Origin of the sequence: Taklimakanibacter albus (genome assembly GCF_016595235.1) — a bacterium.
Lineage (GTDB): Bacteria > Pseudomonadota > Alphaproteobacteria > Rhizobiales > Aestuariivirgaceae > Taklimakanibacter > Taklimakanibacter albus.
Map to the genome: position 1 here is coordinate 530,580 of NZ_JAENHL010000008.1, position 25,183 is coordinate 555,762.

The window sequence follows — 25,183 nt, forward strand, 5'->3', positions numbered from 1 at the left end:
ATGGCCGACCTCGCCGCTTGGGGAGACGATTTTCTCCTCGGCACGCTGGTGGTTCTGAAGGTCTTCGTCGTGGCGCTGATCATGGCCGTCATTTTCGGCCTGATCGGCGCCGCGGCGCGCCTTTCGCGTAACCGGATCGTCAGCGGCCTCGCCAAGGTCTATGTCGTCACCTTCCGGGGCGCGCCCGAGATCATCATCCTGCTCATCTTCTATTTCGGCATCGCCGTCAGCCTGACGGCGCTCGTTCAATATTTCGATCCGGCAACCAAATTTGTCGACATACCGCCCTTCTGGGCCGGCTCCACGGCCATCGGCCTGATCGTCGGCGCCTATATGACGGAAACCTTCCGCGGCGCCTTTCTGGGCATCGATCACGGTCAGGTCGAATCGGCCTATGCGCTCGGCCTGTCGAAATTCCAGACTTTCTTCCATGTGCGCGTGCCGCAGATGTGGCGGCTGGCTCTGCCCAATTTCGGCAATCACATGCTGTCGATCATGAAGGATACGGCGCTCATCTCGGTCATCGGGCTCGAGGAGATCACCTTCGTCGCCCAGATGGCCACCTCGGTCACCCGCCAGCCCTTCACCATGTATATGACGGTGGCGCTCATCTATCTGGCCATCACTACGCTCATCACCTTCGGCGTCGCGGCGCTCGAGAAATACGCCAACCGGCATTTGCGCGGGGCCAGATGACGCTCGATCCGCAACTCATCCTCGACAGCCTGCCGCTCATCGCCCAGGGCCTCGGCATCACGCTCAAGCTTCTGTTCTATTCGTCCCTTTTCGGCATCGCCCTCGCCGTCATCACGCTTCTGATGCGGATCAGCGGGCGCTGGTATCTGTCCTGGCCGGCCCAGGCCTATATCTACTTCTTCCGCGGCACGCCGATCCTGGTGCAGATCTTCATCATCTATTACGGCCTGCCGCAATTCGGCTTCATCCGCAACAGCATCCTGTGGCCGATCCTGCGCGAGCCCTTCACCTGCTGTGTCATCGCTTTGGGGCTCAATTCCGGCGCCTATGTCTCGGAGATATTGCGCGGCGGCGTCCTGGGCGTCGACAAGGGCCTGACCGAGGCCGGCAAGGCGCTCGGCCTCTCCTCACCGCAGCGCTTCATCTACATCACCGCGCCGATCGCCATCCGGCTGTCGCTGCCCGCTTACAGCAACGAGTTCATTTCCACCCTCAAGGCGACGGCGCTCGCCAGCACCGTGACCTTGATGGATGTGACCGGCGTCGCGCGCACCTTGGTCTCCCAGACCTATGCGCCCTATGAGATCTTCATCGCCGCCGCCATTCTCTATCTGGCCTTTGCCTGGATCTCCTATGTCGCGCTCGCCTGGCTCGAGGCGCGCGCCAGCCGCTATGTGAAGAAGGGAAACTGACATGAGCGGAACTCAACCGGTCATCGTCCTCGACAGGGTCTGCAAGAACTTCGGCGCCTTCCGCGCCTTGACCAATGTCAGCCTCAGCGTAAGCAAGGGCGAGAAGCTGGTCGTCTGCGGCCCCTCCGGGTCCGGCAAGTCGACCATGATCCGCTGCATCAACCGGCTCGAGGAGCATGATGGCGGCCGCATCATCGTCAACGGCCATGAGCTGACCAAGGACAGCCGCAATATCGACGCGGTGCGCCGCGAGGTCGGCATGGTGTTCCAGAATTTCAATCTCTTCCCGCATCTCACCGTCATCAAGAACCTGATGCTGGCGCCGCGGCTGGTACGGCACAAGAACAAGGACGAGGCGCGCGCCGTGGCGATGAAATATCTCGAGCGCGTGCGCATCCCGAACCAGGCCGACAAATATCCCTCGCAGCTTTCGGGTGGCCAGCAGCAGCGCGTCGCGATCGCCCGCGCTCTATGCATGAATCCCGAAATCATGCTGTTCGACGAACCGACTTCGGCGCTCGATCCGGAAATGATCGCCGAGGTGCTCGACGTCATGACCGATCTCGCGCGCGAAGGCATGACCATGGTCTGCGTCACCCATGAAATGGGCTTCGCCCGCTCGGTCGCCGACAAGATCGTCTTCATGGACGCAGGCGAGATCGTCGAAGCCGCCACACCGGAAGCCTTCTTCACCAAACCTCAGACTGAACGTGCCCGCCAGTTCCTCAGCCAGATCCTAGCCCATTGAGTGTTCCCGTGACCCAGCCCTCTTCTCCCGATACCGAATTCCTCGCCTTCGCTGAAACTCTCGCCGATGAGGCGCGGACCATCGTCTATGAGGCGCAGCAACAGGCCCCGACCGTCGACCTCAAAGCCGATGCCAGCTTCGTCACGGCGACCGACAAGGCCATCGAGGCGCGTTTGCGCGAGCGTATCGAAGCCAGATATCCGTCGCACGGCATCAAGGGCGAGGAATATGGCTCGCTCAATACCGACGCGGAGTTCGTCTGGGTCATCGATCCGATCGACGGGACGGCGGCGTGGATCGCCGGCATTCCCGTCTATGGCACGTTGATCGCGGTGGCGCGGGCCAGGCGGCCGTGGCTTGGCGTCCTCGACCTGCCGGCGACCAAGGAACGTCTGACCGGTGTCGCGGGTGTCAGCGCTTTTCACAATGGCAAGGCCGTCCGCTGCCGTACGGCAGTCAAGCCTGAGGATGCTTTCATGACCAGCTCCAATCCGCGCTTCCTGACGGATGAAGAGCGTGTCACGCTCGGTCGCCTCGACCGTGTGGTGCGGTTCACCCAATATGGCGGCAGTTGCTACGCCTATGGCTGCCTGGCGCGCGGCCGGACCGATATCGCCATCGATGGCGGCTTCGATCCCTATGACGTCTTCGCGCCCCTCGCGATCATCGAGGGCGCCGGTGGCATCGCCAGCGACTGGCAGGACAGGCCCATCGATCTCGACTGGAAGGGCCAGATCGTCTGCGCCGGCGACCGCCAGCTGCATCAAGCGGCCCTGAAGCTGTTGAACGGCTAATTCCGGCTCACCTTGCGGAGCTGGCGTACATACCAGACCATGATGATCGCGAGGCAGGCGAAGACGGTGAGCGCCAGGATGACCGACGCCACCGCCAGCCTCGGCGTGCCGGCCGAGCGCAGGCTCAGCCACATCAGGACCGGCAAGGTCTGGGTGTCGCGGTCGGTGAGGAACAGCGCCATCACGAATTCGTTGAGCGATATCACGAAGGCGAAAAGAGCGGACGAGATCACACCGGTCGACACCATCGGCACGACGATCTCGATGAAAGTCCGTAGCGGATTGGCGCCGAGGTCATAAGAGGCCTCGACCACCCGGTAGTCCACGGTGCGGAAGGTCGCCTCCATCAGCATGAAGACCAGCGGCATGGCCCAGAGCGAATGGGCGATCATCACCAGCGCGCGCGAGCCATAGAGATTGACGCCGGCGATCTGGACGCCACCAAAGGTCATGGCGATGCCGAGCCCTAGCACCACGCCCGGCATGAACAGCGGCAGCATGATGAGGAGATAGAGCGCGTTCTTGAACGGAATGGGAAAACGTTCGAAGGCCCAGGCCGCCAATATGCCCGAGACCGTCGAGATGATGGCGGTGCCGGTGGCGATGATGACGCTGCTCTTCAGCGCATCGGTCCATTGCGGGCTGGCGAAGAAATCCTGGTACCATTTGAGCGACCAGGCATTGATCGGGAAGCGGATCATCGCGGCGTCGTTGAACGACATCACCAATGTCACCAGCACCGGGATCAGGATATAGGCGACGATGAAGACGATGAAGGCGGCGCCCAATGCCTTCAGCATCACGGGCTCGAAACCGCGCCTGGCGAGGACGTCAGACATGATAGGAGGCCCGCTTCGGCATCAGTGAGCGGGTCAGCACCATGACGGCGGCGACGCCAAGGACGAGCACCATGGACAAAGCGGCGGCAAGCGGCCAGTTGTGTTTGCCGAGCATCTGCTCCTGGATCAGATAGCCGACCGTCCACAAGGTATCGGGACCTAGCGCGGACGGCGTCGCATAGGTGCCCATGGTCCAGATGAAGGATTGCGAGAAGGCGACAAGCAGTCCGGTCCAGGTCAAGGGCAGCAGCACTTCCCGAAAAGTGGTCAGAGGCGGTGCGCCGAGATCGCCGCTCGCCTCGATCAAACGTCTGTCGATGCCGTCGAAGATCGACAGCAGGATGAAGAAGCAATAGGGCAGCGTCACATAGATGAGGCCGACGAAAGCGGCGAACTCCGTGTACATCAGACTGATCTTGTCGTTGACCAATCCGAGCGAGAGCAGCGCGTAGCTCAGGAGGCCGTTCTTCGGAAAGAACATCCACCAGCCGAAGATGATGGCGATCTCGGAGATGAGCAGCGGGCACAAAGCGACGCCGATGAGCAGGAGACGCCAGCGTGGCGGCTTCAGCCAGACGATGAGCGCGAAGGCATAACCGATCACCACCGTGGCGATGGAAGCCATCACCGCGAGCTTGACCGTGGTCCAGATGGCGCCGGTGAAGACCGGATTGGACAGCAGCGCTCCATAATGCTCGAAAGTGAAGCCCGGCACGAAGAGGCGCTGATCGGGATGAAGATTGAAGCTCATCCGCGCCATGAAGATGGTCGGCAGGCCGAAGAAGATCAGCACGATGACCAGCGCCGGAAGAAGGAGCAGCAAAGCGGTGCGCTGTTTCCTCCTTTGCGCAGTCATAAGTAGACCTCCGCCCACGAACCCCTCTCAGTTTGTCCCCCTTCTCCCGTTGCGCAGCAATGGGAGAAGGTGCCCGACAGGGCGGATGAGGGCTCTTCTGAAACATCTGTAGCTCTGAAGCAAAGAGCCCTCACCCGGCCTTCGGCCACCCTCTCCCATCCTGCGGACGGGAGAGGGGGAAAACTCTCAAATGCGGTGCTCCTCACCGGAAGACCTTCATGTCTTCACTGCGCCAGCCGACATCGATCAGGGCGCCGACATCATGGCCGATCGGACCCGCATGGTCGGCGAAGACTTCCAGTGCGCCGGCCTTCAGGTGATAGCGATGCATGTCGCCAAGGAACTCGATGAAATGGATCGTCGCCGTGAGACGGTTCGGCAGGCCTTGCGCTTCGGCCGCGAGCTTGAGGCGGGACGGACGGATGTAAAGCCGCGAATCGCCTTCTGGCAGGCTATTCTGCAAGATGAGCGCCACGGCCTGGCCATTCCGATCGGTGACTTCACTGGCGCCGCGGCGCACCGGCAGGCAGCAGCTTTCGCCGATGAAGGTGAAGACGAATTCATTGGCGGGGCCGTGGAAGATCTTCTCCGGCCGGTCGATCTGTTCGATCCGGCCTTTGTTCATCACCGCGACTCGGCTCGACATGGCCATCGCCTCACCCTGGTCATGGGTGACATAGATGGCGCTGAATTTGAGCTCGTCATGCAGCCTTTTGATCTCGCCGCGCAATTGCAGGCGCAAGGAGAGATCGAGCGCCGACAAAGGCTCGTCGAACAGCAGGATCGCCGGCCTGACCGCGAGCGAGCGGGCCAGCGCCACGCGCTGCTTCTGGCCGCCGGAAAGCTGGCTCGGATAACGGTCTTCGTAGCCTTGCAGCCGCACGATCTCGAGCGCCTGGCGGATGCGTTCATCGCGCTCAGGTCGCTCCACTTTGCGCATGCGCAGGCCATAAGCGACATTCTCGGCCACCGTCTTGTGCGGGAAGAGCGCGCCCGACTGGAAGATGGTGGCGGTGTCGCGCCGGTATGGCGGCAGATGATCGATGCGCTCGCCCTTGATACGGATAGCGCCGGCATCGAGCTCCTCGAAGCCGCCGATGAGCCGCAAGGTCGAGGTCTTGCCCGAGCCCGACGGCCCGAGGAGAGTCACGAACTCACCCGGCGCCACGGAAAGTGACACGTCATCGACCGCCACGACCGAGCCGAAGCAGCGCCGCACACTCTCCAATTCGAGCGCCGTCCGCTCTGTCACCCCGAGTCCATCCCCTTCATGGTGCTGGATTCTGGATAGCCGGAGAAAGGCTTGAGTGCAATCAGGCCTTGATACGGGCGCCTTGCGGGTCGTACCAGGGCTTCAATTGCGCCTTCACCTTGTAACGCTTCCAGGCGACCTCCACCTCAAGAGCGGCTTCGGCAAGCGAGGCTTCGCTCACCCCTTGCGGCAGGCTCAGATACCCCATGCCGAGGGAAGCACCGATGCGATGGCCATAGGCGCCGGAGGTGACGGAGCCGACGATCTCGCCGTTCCAGCGCAGCGGCTCGTGATGATAGAGCAGCGGCGCGTCCTTGTCGGGCAGCATCAATTGCACCAGTCTCCGGCGCGGACCGCCCTGCTCCTTCTGCTTGAGCAACGCCTCGCGGCCGATGAAGCCGCCCGGCTTGTCATAGGCGACCGCAAAGCCGAGGCCGCCTTCGAGCGGTGTGTCTTCCTCGCCGATGTCATGGCTCCAATGGCGATAGCCCTTCTCCATGCGCAGCGAGTTGATGGCAAAGTAGCCGCCCTGCTTGAGACCCAGGGGCGCGCCCGCCTCGGCCAGCCGGTCATAGACATGGGTGGCGAATTCGGTCGGCATATAGATCTCCCAACCAAGCTCGCCGACAAAGGTGACGCGGCTGGCGCGCACCCGGGCATAACCGAGATCAATCTCGCGGCTGGTGCCGAAGGGAAAGGCCTCATTGGAGAAATCAGCCGGCGAGAGCACTTTGAGCAGCTCGCGCGACTTCGGTCCCATCAGCGCCAACATCGGCATGCCCGAGGTCACATCCTTCACGAAGACATGGGCATCGTCCGGAATGTGGCGGCGCAGCCAGGCGAAATCGCGCCGCTGCGACACCGCGATGGTGACGACCAGGAAGGACGTCTCAGAGAGGCGCGTGACGGTGACATCGGCCTCGATGCCCCCCTGCTCGTTCAGCCACTGGGTATAGACGATGCGGCCCACCGCCACGTCGATATTGTTGGCGCAGATGCGGTTCAGTACGCGCAAGGCATCGCGGCCCTCTACCTCGAATTTCACGAAACAGCTGTGGTCGAAAAGCGTGACATTCTCCGCCGTGTTGTGGCATTCGGCGCCACAGAGATCGAACCAGTTCTGCCGTCCATAGGAATAATGGATCTCCGGCGTCTTGCCCTTGCCGGCGAAGAAGCCCGGCCGCTCATAACCCGCGGCCTCGGTCATGAAGGCACCCTCGGCGAGGAGCCGGTCATGGAAGGGACTGCGCCTAACATCGCGCGCGGTGGCGAACTGGCGATAAGGCCAATGCATGTCGAACAGGAGACCCAAGGTCTCGGTGGTGCGATCGAACAGATATTTCTTGTTGGTCTGGAAGGACTGCATGCGCCGGACATCGACATCCGCCAGCTCCATCGGCGGACGGCCGTCGCGGATCCATTCGGCGGCGGCCTTGCCGACGCCACCCGACGACAGGATGCCAATGGAATTGAAGCCGCAGGCACAGAAGAGGCCATCGACCTCCGGCACTTCGCCGAGCAGGTAACGGTCGTCAGGTGTGAAGCTTTCCGGCCCGTTGAAGAAAAGCTGGATGCCGGTATTGGCGATGAGCGGCACGCGTTTGGTCGCCATTTCGAGGATCGGCTCGAAGTGATCGAAATCCTCAGGGAGAGAGTCGAAGCAGAAATCCTCCGGGATTCCGTCATGGCCCCAGGGCTTGGCCTTGGGCTCGAAGCAGCCGAGCAGAAGCTTGCCGGCGTCTTCCTTGTAGTAGGCGCATTCATCGCCGAGGAAGAGAACGGGGAGCTTCTTCGGCAGATCGGGAATGGGCTCGGTGACGATGTAGAAATGCTCGGCGGCATGGAGCGGCAGCGCGACGCCGATCTCGGCAGCGAGATCGCGCGACCACATACCGCCGCAGATTATCACGCGTTTGGCGCGGATCTGGCCTTTGTCGGTCTCGACGCCAGCGATGCGGCCGCCTTCGACCAGGATGCGCTTGACCGGCGTGTGCTCGAGAATACGGGCGCCGCCCATGCGGGCACCCTTGGCATAGGCCATGGTCACGTCGGCCGGATTGACCTGGCCGTCATTGGGGAACCAGTAGCCGCCGACGACGCCCTCGGTATTGATCGGCTCCCACATCTTCTTGATGTCGTCGGGCGTTACCTGCTCGACCGCGAGGCCGAAATTGCGGCCCATCGAGGCGCCGCGGCTCAATTCCTCGAAACGCGCCTCGGTATTGGCTACGCGCAGAGAGCCGTGTTTCTTGAAGCCGGTCGCCTGGCCGGTCTCGGCCTCGAGCGTCTGGAAGAGCTCGCCCGTATATTTGGCCAGTTCGGTCATGCGGCGCGTGGCGCGCAGCTGCGTGACCAAGCCGGCGGCATGCCAGGTGGTACCGCAGGTCAGCTGCTTGCGCTCGCAGAGAACGACATCGGTGATGCCGAGCTTGGTCAGATGATACGCGACCGAACAGCCGGCGATACCGCCGCCCACAACAATCACATCTGCTCTGTCAGGCTGTCCGGTGGTCACGAATTACCCTCCTCGATAGGAATTTCGGGGAGATTGCGACAAGTACCAAAAATTCGCAACTGTGAAATTTTGTCTTGATAATTTCACAACAGTGAACCAATATGCCGTTATACCACTCAGCAGGGAGTATCATGTGCTGAAGGAAGGCCATGGGCAGAATGGCGGAGCGGCCAGCTCCGATACGTCTCCCGACCAGGCCGGACGCGAGATCCGCGATCTGCGCAAGGCGCGGCGGATAACCATCAAGGCTTTGGCCGAGCGCACCGGCCTCTCGGTCGGTTACTTGAGCGAGATTGAACGCGGCCTTGCGTTCCCCAATATCAAAGCACTGCACGACATCGCGACCGCGCTCGGCGTCACGATCAGCTGGTTCTTCCACAAGGACGAGGCCAAGGAGCCGGAGGAGCACTCTTTGCTGGTGCGCGCGGCGAACCGAAGGCGTGTGTCCTTTTCGAGCGGCATCACCGACGAGCTCCTGTCGCCGCATCTGCGCGGCCAGCTCGAGCTGCTGATGTCGCGTTTCCCGCCCGGCTCGACCAGCGGTGTCGAGCCCTACAGCCACAAGGGAGAGGAAGCCGGTGTCGTGCTCTCCGGCACGCTCGAAATCTGGGTCGGCGACAAACATCTCGTCCTGCAGGAAGGCGACAGCTTCGGCTTCGACAGCTCGCGGCCGCATCGCTACAGCAATCCCGGCGAGCGCGAAGCGGTGGTGATCTGGGCGATCACGCCGCCGAGCTACTAGCTTCAGAAGAAAGTCTTCAGCGCCTTGGTCACGCGATAATCCTTGTCGACCAGGAGCAGCATCGACCATTTGTCAAAGGTCGTGCAGGGATGGCCGATGCCGAAGGACACCATGTCACCCACTTGCAACGGGCTGTCGGCCGGCAGGCTCACATGGCAGTGCTGATCGTTGAGACCGACGACCTCATGGCCTTTCGGCATGTCCTCGGGCGCGGTCATGGCGGATCCCGGGCGATACCAACGCACCGGCACCGGCATGCCGGAATCAGAGCCGACATCGCGACGGCCGAGGCCGACGATGGCGCGTATATTCTCCGGCCGCGATTGGACATAGGCCCAGACTTCCAGCGCGGCGACGAGCCCACCCGGCGGCAGCTTCAGGCTCGTCTCCTTCTGGATGCGACGGAACGAGGCGGTGTAGCCGATGCTGTCATGAGTGAGATAGCAACCGGCGCGTAGAACTCTGAGGACAGGCGCGGACAGAGCCAGCTTGTTGAAACGTTCGCCGGCGCGATCGAAAAAGGCCGAGCCGCCGGCGCTGACGATGATCGGCTGGTCCTTCGCGAACAATCCTTCCTTGGCGGCGAGCTCGGCCAGAACCACGACATCGTCGATGAGTTTGTCGGCGGCCTCAGGCGTCGGCAGCAGACCTTCGAAACATTCGAAGCCGGCGAGCTTGAGGCCCGGCGTCGCGACGATGCTGCGGGCCACTGCAAGAGCTTCATCGCGCGTGCGGGCCCCCGTGCGGCCGCCGGTGAAACCGATCTCGACCAGGACACGCAGCGGATTGGAGGCGGGCGGCGGCAGACGGCGCGCGCCATCGGCCAGCAAAGCGAGGCCGGCAGGACCGTCGGCGAGGCAATAGAGCTCGAAATCCCGATCCGCCCGCAGCATGGTGAAACAGGCATCGACCGCCTGGCGCCCGACCGGCTGATTGGCGAGCAGCACACGTTTGACGCCGAAGCGGCGGCAGACCTCGACTTGCTGCAAGGTAGCGGTGGTGATCGCCCAGGACCCGTCGGCGACCTGCAGATCGAAGAGATAGGGCGCCATGGTCGTCTTGCCATGCGGCGCCAGGAACAGGCCGTTGGTTTCGATGAAGGCGCTCATCCATTTGCTGTTGGCGGTCAGGATGTCGTCGCGGATAACGGCCGCCGGCAAAGGCACATCGCCCTTCAAGAGATTCCAGCCCTTCCTGCCGACGTCCCCAACGGTCAGAGCCGCCGCCTCATAAGGCAGGCCCTTGGTTGAAGGGTCGAGCGGCAAAATGTCGAGTGCGGCCATATCGAGACGGGGGATCAGGGTCATGGGAGCTCCGTTCCTCTTGTTCTTCCTCATCTAGATCATAGAGTGAGAGGCCGCAAAGTTGTAAGTGGGACAGAATGAGAAAGCGACGCATCCTCCTCGCCGGCCTCTTCCACGAGACGCATAGCTTCACCGAAGACGTCACAAGCATGGCCGATTTCGCCGTCCGCACCGGCGATGACGTCCTGGCGCGGCGCGGCGATGGATCGACGGTCGATGGCTTCCTCGACGTCGCCGAGCGGGAAGGATGGGAAGTTGTGCCGGCGGCGGATTACACCGCACTCCCCTCCGGCATCGTGGCGCATGAGGTGTTCGAGGCCTTCTGGGCCGATCTCACAAAGACACTCGAAGCGGGCCTCGCTCAAGGCCTCGACGGCATATGGCTCGCCTTGCATGGCGCCATGGTGACGACCGAGTGCCTCGATCCCGAAGGCGAGCTTCTCTCCCGCCTGCGCGGCATAAAGGGCGCCGAACATCTGCCGGTCTTCGCCGTCTTCGATCTCCATGCCAATTTTACAGCCGCCATGGTGCGTTATGCCAATGGCCTCGTCGCCTATCGCGAAAATCCGCATGTCGATGCGCGCGATGCGGCGGTGCGCTCGGCCGAGCTGCTGGCGCGCAGTCTCGCTGAGAAGCGACAGCCCCAAATGCGCGCGCGCCATGCGCCGATCCTGTGGGCGCCGACCGGCACCGGCACGGCGGACCGGCCGATGCGTGATCTCGAGGCGCTGGCGCGGCGGATCGAGGCGGAGGATCCGGACATCTGGGTCGCGAATGTGATCGGCGGCTATTCCTTCTCCGACGTGCCGGAAGCGGGCGTCGCCTTCTCGCTGGTCACCACGGGACCGGCGGCCAAGGCCGAAGCGGCGCTCGACCGGCTCGAGCAACTGGCGATCGAGCTGCGGCACTTCGGACAACCGCAGGAATGGGAGCTCGATGCCGCACTGCGCGAGATCAAGGGCAAATCCGGCGGGCCCTATCTCATCGTCGAGCCCGCCGACAATATCGGCGGCGGCGCGCCCGGCGACGACACGGCGGTGCTGCGCGGCTTCCTCGCCCATGGCTTCACGAATGCAGCGGTGGCGATCGCCGATGCCGAGGCCGTGGCGGCGCTCGCCAGCGCAGGGATTGGCGACACACGCCGCCTCAGCATCGGTGGCAAAGGCAGCCGCCTCGGCGCCGGACCCGTTACGGCCGACGCCGTTCTGGTGAGCCGGAGCGACGGTCAATTCACGCTCGAGGACCGCAACAGCCATCTCGCCGCCTCGCAAGGCATCCATTTCAGCATGGGGCCTTCGGCGGTGGTGCGCATCGACGGTGTGACCGTGCTTCTCACGAGCCGCAAGACGCCGCCTTTCGATCTCGGCCAATTGCGCTCGCAAGGCATCGTCCCGGAAAAGCTCTTCGCCATCGGCGTCAAAGCGGCGGTGGCGCATCGGCGCGCCTACGACCCGATCGCGCAAGGCAGCTATACGGTGGCGACGCCCGGCCCGTGCAGCAGCGTGCTCGGCACATTTCCCTATCGCAGGCTGCGCCGCCCGGTGTTTCCACTCGACCCGATCTGAAAGATCAGTCCGGCGGCGACCAACTGTTCTGGATCGCCAATATGCCGCCGTCGATGACCAGCATATGGCCGGTGATGTAGCGCGCCGCATCTGAAGCTAGGAACACCACCGCCTCGCCGACATCGGCGGGCTGGCCGACGCGGCCCAATGGTATCTTGCCGTCGAGCATCGCGCGGGTGCCCGGCCGCTCGAGCCCTGGAAGGGTGAGCGGCGTCTCGATGATGCCGGGAGCGATGCCGTTGACCCGTACGCCCCGCGGCGCCAGCGACACCGCCAAGGACTTGATGAGCATGAGAACCGCGCCCTTGGACGCATCATAAACAACGCTGCCAGGCTCGGCGCTCACCGAATTGGTCGAGCCGGTGCAGATGATGCTGGCGCCCTGCTGGCCGGGGGTGAGCTTTTGCACAAAGGCCTGCGCGGCGAAGAGATAGGCCTTCACATTCAGATTGAAGGTGCGGTCGAAGATCTCCTCGGTCAGCTTGTCGAAGGGCACATCGAGAAAGGTGCCGGCATTGTTGACCAGCGTGTCGAGCCGGCCGAGCTTGCGATGCGCCGCATCGATCAGATTGCGGGCGCCGCCCGGGGTGGACAGATCGGCCTGGACGAAATGGCATTCGGTGAGCGCCGACAGGCGCGCCAGCGCCCCATTGTCCGGCAGATGGGAATTGATGACGAGACGGGCGCCGCGCCGGGCGAAGGCCTCGGCAATGGCTAAGCCAATGCCATGGGTAGATCCGGTCACGCAAATGCAAGGCATCGTCATCAAGCTTCCCCCAACCGCTATTTTATCTTACGCCTTGATAGCAAGATCAGATGCGACGCGCCACGTGGGAGCCGCCGAGATGAAGAAGAGATGGTCGAATGTGACGGTGGTCGGGCCTGAGGCACATAGTGCGAGCGACCTCCTGATCGATGGCGACCGTTTCGCCGGCCTCGTCGCCCGCGACGCACCTATCGGCGACAATTGGGAGCCGGTCGACGGCAAACGCGCCGTCCTCTATCCCGGCATGATCGATCTCCTGCAGCATGGCTTCGGCCAGCATCTCTATAATGACACCACGCCAGGCGCCGTCGCTGAGAACTCCCTGATGCTGGCGCGCCATGGCGTCACCGGCTTCCTGCCCTCGATCAGCTGCCTGCCGCCCAGCCAGATGGAAGGGGTGTTGAGCCGTCTCGCGGCGCAATGTGAGGAAGCCAAAGGCGCCAAGGCGCTCGGCGTTCACAGCGAAGGTCCCTGCTTCGGCTCACCCGGCGCGCATAATCCTGAAAATATCGTGGCGCCGAGCCTCGCTCTCGCCGAGCGCATGCTCGCGGCCACGGATGGCCGGCTCAAGGCGGTCACGCTGGCGCCCGAACGCCCGGGCGCGGAAGAATTCATCGCGCACCTCAAACAGGCCGGCGTATCGATCCATCTCGGTCACAGCCGGGCCAAGGCCTCAGACATCCCGCGTTACGTGTCCTGGGGCATCGACGCCGTGACGCATATGTACAATGTCATGCCGACCGAGCCGCCCGGCACGATGGGTGTCCATGTCGTATCGCTCACCGATGCGCTCCTCGCCGAGAAGGACCTGGCGCTCGGCCTCATCTGCGACGGCATCCATGTCGATCCGCAATTGATCAAGCTTCTGGGCAGCTGCCGCGCGAGCGCGTGTTCCTCGAGACCGATGCCATGAAATATGCCGGAACCCCCGGCATGGCGTTCGAGTTCTATCCCGGCTACCGGGTGATGAGCGCGCCCGGCAAGGCGGTCAGGGACGAGAATGGCGGCCTGTGCGGCTCATCGCTCACCTCCGATGAGGCGATGCGCAATTATCTCGTCTATTCCGGCCAGGATCTCGTGCGGATGGCGCAGGCGACGAGCCTCGTTCCCGCCCGCGTGCTGGGCATGGAGGCCGAGATCGGCAGCATCGCGGCCGGCAAACGCGCCGACTTCATTCTGCTTGACCGCTCGACCTTGCAGGTCAAGGCCACTTATGTGGACGGTACTCTCTCGAGCTAAGGCCTTAAGAGCCCCGGCAGCGACGACAGAATCTGCGCGACCGGATCCGATGAACGGGCGGGGCCTAGCGGCAGCTTGCAGTCGAGCATGAGCGTCGCCGTGCCATGGACCAGCGCCCAGACGGCGGCCGCCTTGGCGTTGACTTCATCCTTGCGCTTCGGCCCGAGCACCGCGGCCACGGCATCACTCAATTGCTGCCAGGCTGCCGTCGCCGCCGTCTTAAGACGCGGCGACTGCAAGGGATTGGCGCCGCCGCGGAACATGAGGCCATAGACGGCCGGATTAGCGAGCGCGAAGGCGACATAGGCGCGTCCCATCGCGGCGAGGCGCGCCATGGCAGTCCCCTCCGTTTCATCCGCCGCCTCGCCCAGCGCCGCGACGAAGCGTTCGAAGCCGCGCGCCGCGATCTCGGCGAGGAGGTCGGCGGCGCTCGCGAAATGATGGGCGGGTGCCGCATGCGACACGCCGGCGCGCCTGGCGCATTCGCGCAAGGTGAAGCTCGACAGTCCCTTCTCTTTCAGAAGCTCGATTGCCGCCAGGACGAGGGCCTCGCGCAGATCGCCATGGTGATAGGTCTTGGATTGCTTGCGCACCGCCATGCGGACCTTCCTACCTTGCGATCCAGGCACTGTCAAAATCAGTCTTGACAGTGACAAGATATCAGCTTCTAATCTTGCCACTGTCAAGATAGGAGCCGGACATGACGCCCGAATGGATGTTCTCGCTGGCGAGTTTCACCGCCATGGCCGGATGGATCCTCCTGGCGGCCGGCGTCGCCTTAAATAATGCGCTGCTGCGCGATCTCGTTGCCGGGCGGATCGTTCCCGCGCTCCTCGCCGCGGCCTATGCCGGGCTCATCACCCTCTTCTGGGCGGGTTCCGCCGGCGGCTTCGACAGCCTCGACAATGTTGCCCGCCTGTTCGCCAATCCCTGGCTGCTGCTCGCCGGCTGGATACATTACCTCGCCTTCGACCTCGCGATCGGGGCGATCATCGCGCGCCGGACCTTTGACGAAGGATTGCCGCGCCTTGCTCTCATCCCCATCCTGCCGCTGACTTTCCTGTTCGGGCCTGTCGGCTGGCTCGCCTTCGAAATGTTGCGTGCGCTGGCGCGCAAATCCCGGTCCACGGCAACTGCGTAAGGGATCCGTCATGGCCATATCCGCCTCGATCGCTCTGCCACGCGTCTCGCAGCTGGGCAGCAACGGCTCACCGCTCCTCTGGCGCACCGCTCTCGTCTTCCTGGCTTTCTTCGTTCTCCTTTATGCCGGCACCTTCATCGACGATCGTCTCTTCAACGGCGTCAGCGTGTGGGAGAAACCGGCGAAGTTCTTCCTCTCCTTGAGTCTTCAGCTGGCGACGCTCGCCTGGGGCCTCGCTTTGCTTCCGGCGCAGGAGCGACGGGCACCCGCGATCCGGATATCGAGCCTCATCATTGTCGCCGCCGCAATCGGCGAGCTGATCTATATCGCCTTCAGGGCATCGCGCGGTGAAGCGTCCCACTTCAATCAGACGACGATGGTCGCCACGGTTTTCTACATGCTGATGGGCGCGGGCGCCGTAACCCTCGCGGCGCTGACGAGCTTTCTGGGCTGGCGCATTCTGAAGAAATCGCCGCCCTCGCCCCTCACTTTCGCGACGGCACTGGGCTTCATGCTCGCCGGCCTGCTCGCCTTCGTGACCGGCGCCTATGTCAGCAGCCAGACCGGACATTGGGTCGGCGGCGATCAGACCGATGCGACAGGTCTCCCCTTTTTCCACTGGTCGACCACCGGCGGCGATCTCAGGGTCGGGCATTTCTTCGGGCTTCACATCATGCAGGCCCTGCCGGTCCTCGGCTTCCTGTTTCGCGACTTTCCTCCGCTGCAGGCCCGCGGACTTATCGCGCTTGGCGCGGTCATCTGGACAGGACTCACCGCCCTTACCTTCTTCCAGGCGCTTGCCGGCAGGCCGTTCATCGCATTCTGAGGGCCACTTAAGACCCTGATTCACATCGGCTTTGAGACTTCCCGTCGATAAATTTCAACGGGCCTCTTGACGATCTGACGGTTTTGTAACACGCTTTACTAAAGCGCTTTACAAAGAGCTGTCTGCAGATGACCAGGAAGGCCACGATCGGAGATGTCGCAAAGCGGGCGAAGGTTTCGCCCACCGCCGTCTCGCGCTGGCTGAATGGCGGGCTCGAATTGCCGGAGACGACCGGTGAGCGCATCCGCACCGCTGTCCGCGAGCTCGACTACCAGCCGCATGCCCAGGCCCGCCGCCTCTCCAAAGGCAAGGCCGAGGCGATCGGCATCGTGGTGCCGGACATCTCCAACGCCTTCTTCGCCCTTCTCGCTGGGGAAGCTGAACGTGTGGCCGTCGCCTCCGGCCATGATGTGATGATCTGGTCATCGCGCAACCGCATCGAGCGCGAGCTCGCCTGCTTCGACCGCCTGCGGGCGGGTTATATCGACGGGCTCCTGCTCATCACCAATCACGAAGACGACGGCCGCCTCGCCGAACGAATCCGTTCCATGCCGGGCCGCGTCGTCATCATCGACGAGGATGTCGTGGGCGGCGACAGCGCACCGCGTTTCTTCGTCGAGAACGAGACCGGCGGCTATGAAGCGACCAAACATCTCCTTGCTCATGGCCATCGCCGCATCGCCCATATCGGCGGCCCCAAAGGCGTGATGAGCGCCATCGAGCGCGCGCAAGGCTGGCGCCGCGCCATGACGGAAGCCGGCATCACGCCCGATCCCGCCTGGCATATCCGCACCGAATATGAAGTCGAGCCCGCCACCCGCGACGCCGAGCAGCTTTTCGCGCTCGATCCGCTGCCCACCGCGATCTTCGCGGGCAGCGACGCGGTCGCCTTGGGCGTCATGACCACGGCGCGCCGCAAGGGCGTCAGTATTCCACACGATATCTCGCTCGTCGGCTTCGACGGTATGCCGATCAACGATCTGTTCGGGCCGCCACTCACCTCGATCGCGCAGCCGATCGACGATCTCGGCCGGCTCGGCGCCCTGCGCCTCATCGCCATGATCAATGGAGAAAAATTCGACGGCACGCCGACCAGGCTGCCGGTGCAACTGGTGGCGCGCGGCTCGGTCGCCGCGCCTCTGAAGAATAAAGTTTCGGGTTAACGCCCGCACAGCCATCGACGAGCATGGGCCGTCGCCCATGCCGCGATCACAGGGAGAGTAAGTATGATGAGCATAACTCGCAGAAAAATCATGCTGTCGGCTGCCGGCGCCGCTTTGGCGCTGTCGATCGGCACCGCCCAGGCCCAGGAAAAGACCATCGCACTGGTGCAGATCAACCAGCAGGCGCTGTTCTTCACGCAGATGAATGAAGGCGCCCAGAAGGCCGCCGACGCGGCCGGTGTAAAGCTGGTGATCTTCAACGCCAATAACGACCCGGCGGCGCAGAACAACGCCATCGAGACCTATATCCAGCAGAAGGTAGACGGCATCGTCGTCGTCGCCATCGACACCAACGGCATCATGCCGGCGGTCAATGCCGCCGCCACGGCGGGCATTCCGGTCACCGCCGTCGACGCGGTGTTGCCGGCCGGTCCGCAGAAGGCGCAGATCGGCGTCGACAATGAAGGCGCCGGCAAAGCGATGGGCGAGTTCTTCAACAAATATGTGACCGACAGCATGGGCGGCAAAGCCAAGCTCGGCATCGTCGGCGCGCTCAACTCCACCATCCAGAATATCCGTCAGAAGGGTTTCGAGGATGTGGTGAAGACCAATGCCGGTGTCGCCAATGCCGGTGTGGTCGACGGCCGCAACGTGCAGGACTCGGCCCTCTCCGCCGCCGAAAGCCTGATCACCGCCAATCCCGATCTCAACGCCATCTATGCGACGGGTGAGCCGGCACTTCTCGGCGCCGTCGCCGCGGTCGAGAGCCAGGGCAAGCAGGACCAGATCAAGGTGTTCGGCTGGGATCTGACGGCGCAGGCGATCAAGGGCATCGATGCCGGTTATGTGGTCGGCGTGGTGCAGCAGGATCCAGCCGGCATGGGTGCCGCCGCCGTCGATGCACTGGTGAAGATCACCAAGGGCGATACGGTGCCGGCCACCATTCCGGTGCCGATCACCATCGTCACCAAGGACAATGTCGAGCCCTATCGCGCCGTCTTCAAATGAACGCCAATCAAACACAGGGAGCGGCCGCGGCCGCTCCCATTCCCCGCATCGCGCTCAGCGGCATCAAGAAACGCTTCGGCAGCGTCGAAGCGATCCGCGGTGTCGACCTCGCCCTTTACCCGGGTGAATGCGTCGGCCTCGTCGGCGATAATGCCGCCGGCAAGTCGACACTGACCAAAATCATTTCCGGCACCTATGTGCCCGATGAAGGCACGATCTCGATCAATGGTGAGCCGGTGCGCTTCGCCACCCCGGCGGATGCGCGCAAGCACCATATCGAGATGGTCTATCAGGATCTTTCGCTCTGCGACACGATCGATGTCGCCGGCAATCTCTATCTCGGCCGCGAGCCGATGAACGGAATTTTCCTCGACCGCAAGGCGATGCGCGACGGGGCGCGCGCCATGCTCGAGCGGCTCGAGATCAAGATCCCCAATCTCGATGCGCTCGTCGCGCAATTGTCGGGCGGCCAGCGCCAGTCGATCGCCATCGCACGCGCCGCCGCCTTCGACCCGCAAGTCCTCATCATGGACGAGCCGACCTCGGCGCTGGCGGTGAAGGAAGTCGAGGCCGTCCTCGATCTCATCAACCGGGTCAAGGCCAAGGGCGTCACCGTGGTGCTGATCACCCATCGCCTGCAGGACCTGTTCAATGTCTGCGACCGCATCACCGTCATGTATGAAGGACTGAAAGTGGCCGAGCGCAAGATCGCCGACACCGACCTCACCGATCTGGTCAGCCTGATCGTCGGCAAGGGCCATGGGATGGGAGGTCACGCATGACCAGCGCCTATACCTCGCGCCCGCAAGGCTCGCGCCTCGCCGACCTGCTCGCCGCCCATGCGCAGCTTCTGTCGATCGCCGGCTTCTTCCTGATCATGGTGGTGATCTTCTCGATCGCCAGCCCGGTCTTCCTGTCGACCGGCAATATTCTCAACCTGGTGCGCCAGATCGCGCCGATCCTGATCGTCGCCGTCGCCATGACCTTCGTCATCACCACCGGCGGCATCGACCTGTCGGTCGGCTCGGTGGTGGCCCTCATCAACGCATCGGCCGCCATCGTCCTGCAGATGGGGCTCCCCTGGCCCATCGCGGTGATCGGGCTCCTGCTGCTCGGCGCCGCCATCGGCGCGATCCAAGGCTGGTTCATCGCCTATCAGGGCATCCAGGCCTTTATCGTCACCTTGGCCGGGCTCTCGGCGCTGCGCGGCATCGCGCTTCTCATGACCGAAGGCTTTTCGATCCCGATCTCCACCGATCTCGGCTTTGTCGCCATCGGACGCGAATGGCTTCTGGGCGTGCCGGTGCCGACCTGGATCGCCTTCCTCATCGTGGCGGCGGGCTTCCTTACCTTCTGGGGCACGCGCTTCGGGCGTTATGTCACCGCCATCGGCGCCAATCAGGAAGCGGCACGCCGTTCCGGCATCTCGACCAAGCAGATCCTGCTCTGGGTCTATGTGCTGACCGGCCTCGCTTCGGCGCTCGCCGGCATCATCATCGCGGCGCGGCTTGGTTCGGGCAGCTCGAATGCGGCCGTCGGCTTCGAGCTCGAGGTGATCGCCGCCGTGGTGCTGGGCGGCACGTCGCTGATGGGCGGGCGCGGCTCGATCGCCGGCACCGTGCTGGGCGCCCTCACCATCGGCGTGATCGGCAACGGGCTGATCCTCTCGCATGTGTCGCCCTTCTTCACCCAGATCGTGACCGGCTCGATCATCCTGCTCGCCGTGTGGCTCAATGCGCGGGTCTTCTCGCGCCTCGCCAGCGGCGCGCGCCGCAAGACTTGAGGCAAGGACCATGACGGAACTTTCGCAAGCCCATACCGGCTCCGGCCTGGTGATGACGGTAAACGGACCCATCAAGGCGGCGGAGATGGGCGTGACCCTGATGCACGAGCATCTCCTCAATGATTGCCGCTGCTGGTGGAACCCACCCAAGGAGCCGGAGCGCGCGCATCTCGGCACCTCACCCGTCCATGCCGGCATCATCGGCGAGCTCAGGATGGATCCCTTCGTCAATCTGCATAATTGCGGGCTCGACGATCATCGGCTCACCATCGCCGAGCTGGCGCCGTTCCGGAAAGCGGGCGGACGCACGGTGGTCGATCCGACCTGCCGTGGCATCGGCCGCAATCCAAGCAAGCTGCGCGAGATCGCGGCCGGCTCCGGCCTCCATATCGTGATGGGCTCGGGCTATTATCTGCAGGCCTCGCATCCCCCCGTGCTCAAAGGCATGAGCAAGAAGGACGTGGCGGACGAGATCGTGCGCGACGCGCTCGAAGGTGTCGATGGCAGCGATGCCAAGATCGGCCTCATCGGCGAGATCGGCGTCTCGGGCGATTTCACCGCGGATGAGGAGAAGTCGCTGCGCGGCGCGGCACAAGCCCAGGCGCGCACCAGGCTGCCGATCATGGTGCATCTCCCTGCCTGGTACCGCCATGGCGGCAAGGTGCTCGACATTGTCGCGGAGGAAGGCGGCGATCTCAACCATACGATCCTTTGCCACATGAATCCGTCCGGCGAGGATGTCGATTATCAAGTCGCCTGCGCCAGGCGTGGCGCCTTCATCGAATATGACATGATCGGCATGGACTACTGGTATGCCGACCAGCAGGTGCAATGCCCGTCGGACGAGGACAATGCCCGCGCCATCAAGCGGCTGATCGATCTGGGCCACCTCGAGAAGATCCTACTGTCGCAGGATGTGTTCCTCAAGATGATGCTCAGCCATTATGGCGGCTTCGGCTATGCCTATGTCGTGACCCATTTCGCCGAGCGCCTGAAGCGTCACGGCGTCAGCGACAAACAGATTTCAACCATGCTTATCGACAATCCAAGGCGCGTTTTCGCCGCCGCATAAAAAGGAGACTGCAATGACCAAGAAGAATGTGCTGCTCGTCGGCGAAAGCTGGGTGAGCTCGGCGAACCATTACAAAGGCTGGGATACGTTTTCGAGCGTGACCTTCCATCTCGGCGCCGAGCCGCTGGTCAAGGCGCTCAAGGACAGCGAGTTCAACCTCACCTACATGCCGGCGCATGAGGCGGCGGAAGGCCTGCCCTTCACGATGGACGGCCTCGCCAAATACGAAGCCATCATCATCTCCGATATCGGCGCCAACACTTTGCTGCTGCCGCCCGATGTGTGGCTGCATGGCAAGACGGTGCCGAACCGCCTGAAGCTCCTGCGCGACTGGACCCAGCAGGGCGGCGGTCTCATGATGATCGGCGGCTATTTCTCCTTCCAGGGCATCGATGGCCGCGCCCGCTGGCGCCGCACGCCGGTCGAAGAAGCGCTGCCCGTGACCTGTCTTCCCTATGACGATCGTGTCGAGGCGCCGGAAGGCATCGTCGCCGAAGTGCTGAAGCCCGATCATCCGATCGTCGCGGGTCTCAAAGGCCCGTGGCCGGCGCTGCTCGGCATCAATGAGGTCGAGGTCAAGAAGGGCTCGGAAATCATCGCCCGTCTGCCCGAGGATCAGGGCGGCCATCCGCTGCTCGTCACCGGCTCGTTCGGCAAAGGCCGCACCATGGCCTGGACCTCCGATATCGGCCCGCACTGGCTGACGAACGACTTCGTGAACTGGCCGGGCTACGCCAAATTGTGGCGCCAGTCGCTGGCCTGGCTCACCAGCAAATAACGCCCGTGCCCATGCGCAAGGATCGTCCGCGTCTCGTGGTGATCGGCAATGCCTGTCTCGATGTGACCTATCATCTGGACAGGCTGCCCAAACCCGGCGAGACGATCAATGCGCGACGGGTGGTCACCGATCTCGGCGGCAAAGGCCTCAACCAGGCCATTGCCGCCGAACGCGCGGGTGCGGAAGTCCATCTCATCGCCGCCATTGGCCAGGATACGACAGCCGAAAGAATCCGCGCTGCCCTTAGCACCGAGGGCATGACCGAAAGCGGTCTCATCCAGCATGAAGGGGCGAGCGACGACTCGATTCTCCTTCTCGATGCCCAAGGCGAAAATGTCATCGTCAGCAATACACTCCAGGCCGAGTCTCTGACTCCTGCCGAGGCTGACGTCCGATTGAAGGCGGCCTTGGACCGAGCAGCGCTTCTGCTGCTGCAGGGCAATCTGCGGCATGACACGACGGTTCAAGCGATGGCTCTCGCCCGGCAAGCCGGTGTCGTGATCGCCTTCAATCCGTCACCGCTTCAGCCCTGGTTCGGCGATCTGCCGGAAGCCGATATCGTCATCGCCAATCAGGTGGAGGCGGAGGCGCTCGACGGCCGCACCGGCAAGAAGCTCACCGTCATCACGCTCGGCGCCAAGGGCTGCCGGCTCGAGCGTCCCGGGCAAGCCGATGTGGCAGTACCCGCCCCACAAGTCGCGGCCATCGCGGCGGGCGGCGCCGGAGACGTCTTCGCCGGTACGTTCATCGCCGAATGGCTCATATCCGGCGATGCCGCACGTGCCGCGCAGCTGGGTGTCAAAGCCGCGAGCGACAAGGCGACACGGCACGGCACGCTCTCCGCCTTCCCGACCGAAGCCGCGCTGGCGGGCTTCCGCCAAGATTTGATTTCCCTCTCAGTTTGAAAGACCGATCATGACCGATGCTTCTCCCCTTCTCTCTTCCACAGCGGTGCGCGAGGCGGCGCAGCGCACGCTGGCGGACGGGCTCGCGGGCAAGCTCGCGCACTGGTCCGTCGATCTCGACCAGTTGCCGAAGACCGCGCGCTTCGTTGCGCAAGTGACGCGTGAGAATTACCCGTCGCTGTCGGTGCCTTTCCATTCGCGCTGGCGGCATTTCGAGGCGGGCGGCATCGACCGCTGGAAGCAGGTTCTGGCGCAACGTGCTTGGCCCAGCAAAGAAGCGCAAGCCCGCGCCGCGCTCGATCTCGCCATCGTCTCGGTGCTGCTCGACGCCGGCAGCGGCGGGCGCTGGTCCTACACCGAGCCCAGCACCGGAAAACGCTTCTCCTCCTCCGAGGGATTGGGCGTCGCGAGCTTCGACCTCGTGGCCAGCGGCGCACTTTCGAACGATCCCAAAGATCCCTGGCGCGCCGACGCCGAGCGCCTCAAACGCTTCAGCAAGGCCGATCTCGAAAAGGCTTTCCAGGTCAGTGCCGACAATCCGCTGGCCGGCGTCGAGGGCCGGGTCGCCCTGCTCAACCGTCTGGGCGAGGCCTGCCAGGCCCAGACCTCTCATTTCGCCATCAGCGATGCGCCGCGACCGGGGGGCATTGCCGACAGTCTCGCCGGCAGATCAGTGGCGGGACGGATCGAGGCGGCGCAGATCCTGCGCTGCCTCCTCGATACGCTGGGCGGCATCTGGCCGAGCCGGCTAACGCTCGGCGCGACGCCGCTCGGCGACACCTGGCGCTATGAGCGCTGGCAGAAACCGGGAGATGCGCTGTCAGGCCTCGTTCCTTTCCATAAGCTGTCGCAGTGGCTGACCTATTCGCTGATCGAGCCTTTGATCGTGCGCGGTCTGAAGGTCGGCGCCATCGACGGGCTCACCGGCCTCGCCGAATACCGCAATGGCGGCCTCTTCATCGACACGGAGATGCTGCGCCTCAAGCATCCGGCTGAGGCCGTCAAGCCGCAGGAAGTGAGCTCGGCCCTGATCGTCGAATGGCGCGCCTTGACCATTGCTCTGCTCGACCGGCTTCTGTCGCCGGTGCGCGACGAGCTCGGCATCAGCGCCGACCGTTTCCCGATCGCCTCGATGCTGGAGGGCGGCAGCTGGGCGGCGGGACGGCGCATCGCGCGCGAGAAGCGCTCCGATGGATCGCCGCCGCTCAATATCGTGAGCGACGGCACGACGTTCTGATGACTCCGATCAGACGATGACGGCGAGGTCATGCGGTATCGCCGACAGCATGGCGGCGCCGTCGGTATGGAAGGCCAGCGTGTCGATAATGCAGCTCAGTCCCGACATGCGCGGCAGGAAGAAGATGCTTTCGAAATTCACCGCGGTGCCCGGGCTGAAGACAGCGTCGGTCTCGACCTCATATTCATAGACGAAGTTACCGACCCAGTCGGGCGGAAAGGCGATGCCCATCTCGTAACCGCCAATCCATGACTGCTCGCCCCACAGGCCGCATTCCTCGTAATATGCCTTCAAGGTCCGGGTCAGTTCCATGATCGGCAGGTTGGGCCTCAGGAGGTCGCGGCAGATGGCCATGGATTTCGCAGATTTGTCGAAGGCCTGGAGGACTTCGCGTGGCGGCTCGCCCACATAATAGGTGCGCCCGATGTTGGCGTGATAGCGGTGATAGACCCCGCTCAGATCGACATTCACCTGCTCGCCCGGCATGATCTTCTTGCGCGAGGCGAGCGGATGGTTGCAATTGGCCTTGGGACCGGAGGCCACAGGCTGGGTTATCCCTGGATTCTCGCTGCCCGCCGCCGCCATCGCCCGGATGATCTCGCCATAGACCTCGAGCTCGGTGACACCCGGTCTAATCGCGGCGCGAGCCGCCTTGTGGCCGACATCGGCGAAATGCGCGGCCTGCGCGATACAGGCCATTTCCTGCGGCGACTTCAGCCAGCGCACCTCGCGCAGGATGTCGCTGCCATCCATCACCTTCAGTCCGGCATTCTCGAAGGCCTGGACGAAGCGGCGGCTGACGGCCGGATTGGGGCGATAGGAATGGAATTCGAGTCCGACGCTGCCGGTGAGCCAGCCCGCCGCCCGCAACTCCTCGATGATGAAAGGCGTGCCGTCGCGGCGCTGGTGCATAGGGAAAATCCGCGTGTCGCGCGCCACGGTGACGTATCGGATCATCACCTGCTCGCTCAGCGTGTCGAACATGATGAAGTCGTCATGATCGACATGGACCGCTATGCCGCTGGTCGGCGGCCAGGCCTTGGGGCTCTGCGCCTGGTACCATTCCGCCTGATAGCCGCTGACATAACATAGGCTTTCCGGCGCGGTCAGATAGAGGAGATCGATCTTGTCCTTGGCCATGCGCTGGCGGATGCGGACAAGGCGATCCCGGTATTCGCCGAGCGAGAAGCCGAGCTCGAGCGGCGGCGTGATCTGATGAAGCGCGATATCGCGGTTGATGCCCATTCGGGTCTCCTCTCCTA

General features: G+C 63.5%; 26 protein-coding genes. 18 read left to right on the plus strand and 8 right to left on the minus strand.

The window, feature by feature from the left end; translation table 11 throughout:
* The 4 genes from JHL16_RS25395 to JHL16_RS25410 are packed head-to-tail and all read left to right on the plus strand — an operon-like array spanning position 1 to position 2,930.
* Complete coding sequence (locus JHL16_RS25395; RefSeq protein ID WP_200187694.1) at positions 1–696, plus strand: ABC transporter permease; 696 nt, start codon at positions 1–3, stop codon at positions 694–696.
* Positions 693–1,388, plus strand: coding sequence for an ABC transporter permease (locus JHL16_RS25400; RefSeq protein ID WP_200187695.1), 696 nt, complete (start codon positions 693–695; stop codon positions 1,386–1,388). Before JHL16_RS25395 ends, JHL16_RS25400 begins: the two co-directional genes overlap by 4 nt.
* Before the next feature lies 1 nt (position 1,389).
* On the plus strand, positions 1,390–2,136 hold the full coding sequence (locus JHL16_RS25405; RefSeq protein WP_200187696.1) for an amino acid ABC transporter ATP-binding protein: 747 nt from the start codon (positions 1,390–1,392) through the stop codon (positions 2,134–2,136).
* A gap of 8 nt (positions 2,137–2,144) precedes the next feature.
* Positions 2,145–2,930, plus strand: a complete 786-nt coding sequence (locus tag JHL16_RS25410) for an inositol monophosphatase family protein (protein ID WP_200187697.1) — start codon at positions 2,145–2,147, stop codon at positions 2,928–2,930.
* Here the strand turns inward: JHL16_RS25410 and JHL16_RS25415 are convergent.
* The 4 genes from JHL16_RS25415 to JHL16_RS25430 form a co-directional block, all read right to left on the minus strand.
* Complete coding sequence (locus tag JHL16_RS25415) at positions 2,927–3,769, minus strand: ABC transporter permease (RefSeq protein ID WP_200187698.1); 843 nt, start codon at positions 3,767–3,769, stop codon at positions 2,927–2,929. The genes JHL16_RS25410 and JHL16_RS25415 overlap by 4 nt on opposite strands.
* A complete protein-coding gene (locus tag JHL16_RS25420; RefSeq protein WP_200187699.1) occupies positions 3,762–4,625 on the minus strand; it encodes an ABC transporter permease in 864 nt (287 codons plus the stop codon). The genes JHL16_RS25415 and JHL16_RS25420 overlap by 8 nt, the downstream gene beginning before the upstream one ends.
* 202 nt (positions 4,626–4,827) lie before the next feature.
* Positions 4,828–5,877 (minus strand): ATP-binding cassette domain-containing protein, encoded by a 1,050-nt coding sequence (locus JHL16_RS25425; protein WP_200187700.1) that lies wholly within the window; start codon positions 5,875–5,877, stop codon positions 4,828–4,830.
* Positions 5,878–5,938: 61 nt separating this feature from the next.
* On the minus strand, positions 5,939–8,392 hold the full coding sequence (locus JHL16_RS25430; RefSeq protein WP_348647282.1) for a GcvT family protein: 2,454 nt from the start codon (positions 8,390–8,392) through the stop codon (positions 5,939–5,941).
* Between the two features lie 133 nt (positions 8,393–8,525).
* On the opposite strand from JHL16_RS25430, the gene JHL16_RS25435 reads away from it, so the two are divergent.
* Positions 8,526–9,134, plus strand: coding sequence for a cupin domain-containing protein (locus JHL16_RS25435; RefSeq protein ID WP_200187701.1), 609 nt, complete (start codon positions 8,526–8,528; stop codon positions 9,132–9,134).
* Between the two features lie 2 nt (positions 9,135–9,136).
* On the opposite strand, the gene JHL16_RS25440 is transcribed toward JHL16_RS25435, so the two are convergent.
* The gene (locus JHL16_RS25440; RefSeq protein ID WP_200187702.1) at positions 9,137–10,441 is read right to left on the minus strand and encodes a type III PLP-dependent enzyme domain-containing protein; all 1,305 of its coding nucleotides are present in this window, start codon (positions 10,439–10,441) and stop codon (positions 9,137–9,139) included.
* 74 nt (positions 10,442–10,515) lie between these two features.
* On the opposite strand from JHL16_RS25440, the gene JHL16_RS25445 reads away from it, so the two are divergent.
* Positions 10,516–12,003 carry a M81 family metallopeptidase gene (locus JHL16_RS25445; RefSeq protein WP_200187703.1) on the plus strand — a complete coding sequence of 496 codons (1,488 nt, stop codon included), beginning with the start codon at positions 10,516–10,518 and terminating at the stop codon, positions 12,001–12,003.
* A 4-nt stretch (positions 12,004–12,007) separates the two neighbouring features.
* Here the strand turns inward: JHL16_RS25445 and JHL16_RS25450 are convergent, their stop codons facing one another.
* A complete protein-coding gene (locus JHL16_RS25450) occupies positions 12,008–12,769 on the minus strand; it encodes an SDR family NAD(P)-dependent oxidoreductase (RefSeq protein ID WP_200187704.1) in 762 nt (253 codons plus the stop codon).
* A 79-nt stretch (positions 12,770–12,848) separates the two neighbouring features.
* Between JHL16_RS25450 and JHL16_RS25455 the strand changes: the two genes are divergently transcribed.
* Positions 12,849–13,682, plus strand: a complete 834-nt coding sequence (locus tag JHL16_RS25455) for a hypothetical protein (protein ID WP_200187705.1) — start codon at positions 12,849–12,851, stop codon at positions 13,680–13,682.
* Positions 13,679–14,008, plus strand: a complete 330-nt coding sequence (locus JHL16_RS25460; RefSeq protein WP_200187706.1) for an amidohydrolase family protein — start codon at positions 13,679–13,681, stop codon at positions 14,006–14,008. The genes JHL16_RS25455 and JHL16_RS25460 overlap by 4 nt, the downstream gene beginning before the upstream one ends.
* On the opposite strand, the gene JHL16_RS25465 is transcribed toward JHL16_RS25460, so the two are convergent.
* Entirely contained in the window at positions 14,005–14,607 is a 603-nt protein-coding gene (locus JHL16_RS25465) for a TetR/AcrR family transcriptional regulator (RefSeq protein ID WP_200187707.1), read from the minus strand. The two genes, JHL16_RS25460 and JHL16_RS25465, sit on opposite strands and share 4 nt — an antisense overlap.
* Before the next feature lie 101 nt (positions 14,608–14,708).
* Between JHL16_RS25465 and JHL16_RS25470 the strand changes: the two genes are divergently transcribed.
* The 10 genes from JHL16_RS25470 (at position 14,709) to JHL16_RS25515 (ending at position 23,921) form a co-directional block, all read left to right on the plus strand.
* A complete protein-coding gene (locus JHL16_RS25470; RefSeq protein WP_200187708.1) occupies positions 14,709–15,149 on the plus strand; it encodes an abscisic acid-deficient protein Aba4 family protein in 441 nt (146 codons plus the stop codon).
* Between the two features lie 10 nt (positions 15,150–15,159).
* Positions 15,160–15,975, plus strand: a complete 816-nt coding sequence (locus tag JHL16_RS25475) for a hypothetical protein (RefSeq protein WP_200187709.1) — start codon at positions 15,160–15,162, stop codon at positions 15,973–15,975.
* A 128-nt stretch (positions 15,976–16,103) separates the two neighbouring features.
* Positions 16,104–17,138 (plus strand): LacI family DNA-binding transcriptional regulator, encoded by a 1,035-nt coding sequence (locus JHL16_RS25480; protein ID WP_200187710.1) that lies wholly within the window; start codon positions 16,104–16,106, stop codon positions 17,136–17,138.
* A 63-nt stretch (positions 17,139–17,201) separates the two neighbouring features.
* A complete protein-coding gene (locus tag JHL16_RS25485) occupies positions 17,202–18,146 on the plus strand; it encodes an ABC transporter substrate-binding protein (RefSeq protein WP_200187711.1) in 945 nt (314 codons plus the stop codon).
* Positions 18,143–18,928, plus strand: a complete 786-nt coding sequence (locus JHL16_RS25490) for an ATP-binding cassette domain-containing protein (RefSeq protein ID WP_200187712.1) — start codon at positions 18,143–18,145, stop codon at positions 18,926–18,928. The genes JHL16_RS25485 and JHL16_RS25490 overlap by 4 nt, the downstream gene beginning before the upstream one ends.
* A complete protein-coding gene (locus tag JHL16_RS25495; RefSeq protein WP_200187713.1) occupies positions 18,925–19,929 on the plus strand; it encodes an ABC transporter permease in 1,005 nt (334 codons plus the stop codon). Before JHL16_RS25490 ends, JHL16_RS25495 begins: the two co-directional genes overlap by 4 nt.
* 10 nt (positions 19,930–19,939) lie before the next feature.
* Positions 19,940–21,001, plus strand: coding sequence for a phosphotriesterase family protein (locus JHL16_RS25500; protein WP_200187714.1), 1,062 nt, complete (start codon positions 19,940–19,942; stop codon positions 20,999–21,001).
* A 13-nt stretch (positions 21,002–21,014) separates the two neighbouring features.
* On the plus strand, positions 21,015–21,779 hold the full coding sequence (locus JHL16_RS25505; RefSeq protein ID WP_200187715.1) for a glutamine amidotransferase: 765 nt from the start codon (positions 21,015–21,017) through the stop codon (positions 21,777–21,779).
* Positions 21,780–21,790: 11 nt separating this feature from the next.
* Complete coding sequence (locus JHL16_RS25510; RefSeq protein ID WP_200187716.1) at positions 21,791–22,684, plus strand: PfkB family carbohydrate kinase; 894 nt, start codon at positions 21,791–21,793, stop codon at positions 22,682–22,684.
* A 10-nt stretch (positions 22,685–22,694) separates the two neighbouring features.
* Positions 22,695–23,921 (plus strand): DUF1688 family protein, encoded by a 1,227-nt coding sequence (locus JHL16_RS25515; RefSeq protein WP_200187717.1) that lies wholly within the window; start codon positions 22,695–22,697, stop codon positions 23,919–23,921.
* Between the two features lie 9 nt (positions 23,922–23,930).
* Here the strand turns inward: JHL16_RS25515 and JHL16_RS25520 are convergent, their stop codons facing one another.
* Entirely contained in the window at positions 23,931–25,166 is a 1,236-nt protein-coding gene (locus tag JHL16_RS25520; protein WP_200187718.1) for a M24 family metallopeptidase, read from the minus strand.
* Between the last annotated feature and the right edge of the window lie 17 nt (positions 25,167–25,183).

Excerpts from the sequence above, each read along its gene's own strand:
- JHL16_RS25395 (WP_200187694.1), top strand. The coding sequence starts at position 1 with ATGGCCGACCTCGCCGCTTGGGGAGACGATTTTCTCCTCGGCACGCTG.
- JHL16_RS25400 (WP_200187695.1), top strand. The coding sequence starts at position 693 with ATGACGCTCGATCCGCAACTCATCCTCGACAGCCTGCCGCTCATCGCC.
- JHL16_RS25405 (WP_200187696.1), top strand. The coding sequence starts at position 1,390 with ATGAGCGGAACTCAACCGGTCATCGTCCTCGACAGGGTCTGCAAGAAC.
- JHL16_RS25415 (WP_200187698.1), bottom strand. The coding sequence starts at position 3,769 with ATGTCTGACGTCCTCGCCAGGCGCGGTTTCGAGCCCGTGATGCTGAAG.
- JHL16_RS25420 (WP_200187699.1), bottom strand. The coding sequence starts at position 4,625 with ATGACTGCGCAAAGGAGGAAACAGCGCACCGCTTTGCTGCTCCTTCTT.
- JHL16_RS25440 (WP_200187702.1), bottom strand. The coding sequence starts at position 10,441 with ATGACCCTGATCCCCCGTCTCGATATGGCCGCACTCGACATTTTGCCG.
- JHL16_RS25445 (WP_200187703.1), top strand. The coding sequence starts at position 10,516 with ATGAGAAAGCGACGCATCCTCCTCGCCGGCCTCTTCCACGAGACGCAT.
- JHL16_RS25450 (WP_200187704.1), bottom strand. The coding sequence starts at position 12,769 with ATGACGATGCCTTGCATTTGCGTGACCGGATCTACCCATGGCATTGGC.
- JHL16_RS25455 (WP_200187705.1), top strand. The coding sequence starts at position 12,849 with ATGAAGAAGAGATGGTCGAATGTGACGGTGGTCGGGCCTGAGGCACAT.
- JHL16_RS25460 (WP_200187706.1), top strand. The coding sequence starts at position 13,679 with ATGAAATATGCCGGAACCCCCGGCATGGCGTTCGAGTTCTATCCCGGC.
- JHL16_RS25465 (WP_200187707.1), bottom strand. The coding sequence starts at position 14,607 with ATGGCGGTGCGCAAGCAATCCAAGACCTATCACCATGGCGATCTGCGC.
- JHL16_RS25470 (WP_200187708.1), top strand. The coding sequence starts at position 14,709 with ATGACGCCCGAATGGATGTTCTCGCTGGCGAGTTTCACCGCCATGGCC.
- JHL16_RS25475 (WP_200187709.1), top strand. The coding sequence starts at position 15,160 with ATGGCCATATCCGCCTCGATCGCTCTGCCACGCGTCTCGCAGCTGGGC.
- JHL16_RS25480 (WP_200187710.1), top strand. The coding sequence starts at position 16,104 with ATGACCAGGAAGGCCACGATCGGAGATGTCGCAAAGCGGGCGAAGGTT.
- JHL16_RS25485 (WP_200187711.1), top strand. The coding sequence starts at position 17,202 with ATGATGAGCATAACTCGCAGAAAAATCATGCTGTCGGCTGCCGGCGCC.
- JHL16_RS25490 (WP_200187712.1), top strand. The coding sequence starts at position 18,143 with ATGAACGCCAATCAAACACAGGGAGCGGCCGCGGCCGCTCCCATTCCC.
- JHL16_RS25495 (WP_200187713.1), top strand. The coding sequence starts at position 18,925 with ATGACCAGCGCCTATACCTCGCGCCCGCAAGGCTCGCGCCTCGCCGAC.
- JHL16_RS25500 (WP_200187714.1), top strand. The coding sequence starts at position 19,940 with ATGACGGAACTTTCGCAAGCCCATACCGGCTCCGGCCTGGTGATGACG.
- JHL16_RS25505 (WP_200187715.1), top strand. The coding sequence starts at position 21,015 with ATGACCAAGAAGAATGTGCTGCTCGTCGGCGAAAGCTGGGTGAGCTCG.
- JHL16_RS25510 (WP_200187716.1), top strand. The coding sequence starts at position 21,791 with ATGCGCAAGGATCGTCCGCGTCTCGTGGTGATCGGCAATGCCTGTCTC.
- JHL16_RS25515 (WP_200187717.1), top strand. The coding sequence starts at position 22,695 with ATGACCGATGCTTCTCCCCTTCTCTCTTCCACAGCGGTGCGCGAGGCG.
- JHL16_RS25520 (WP_200187718.1), bottom strand. The coding sequence starts at position 25,166 with ATGGGCATCAACCGCGATATCGCGCTTCATCAGATCACGCCGCCGCTC.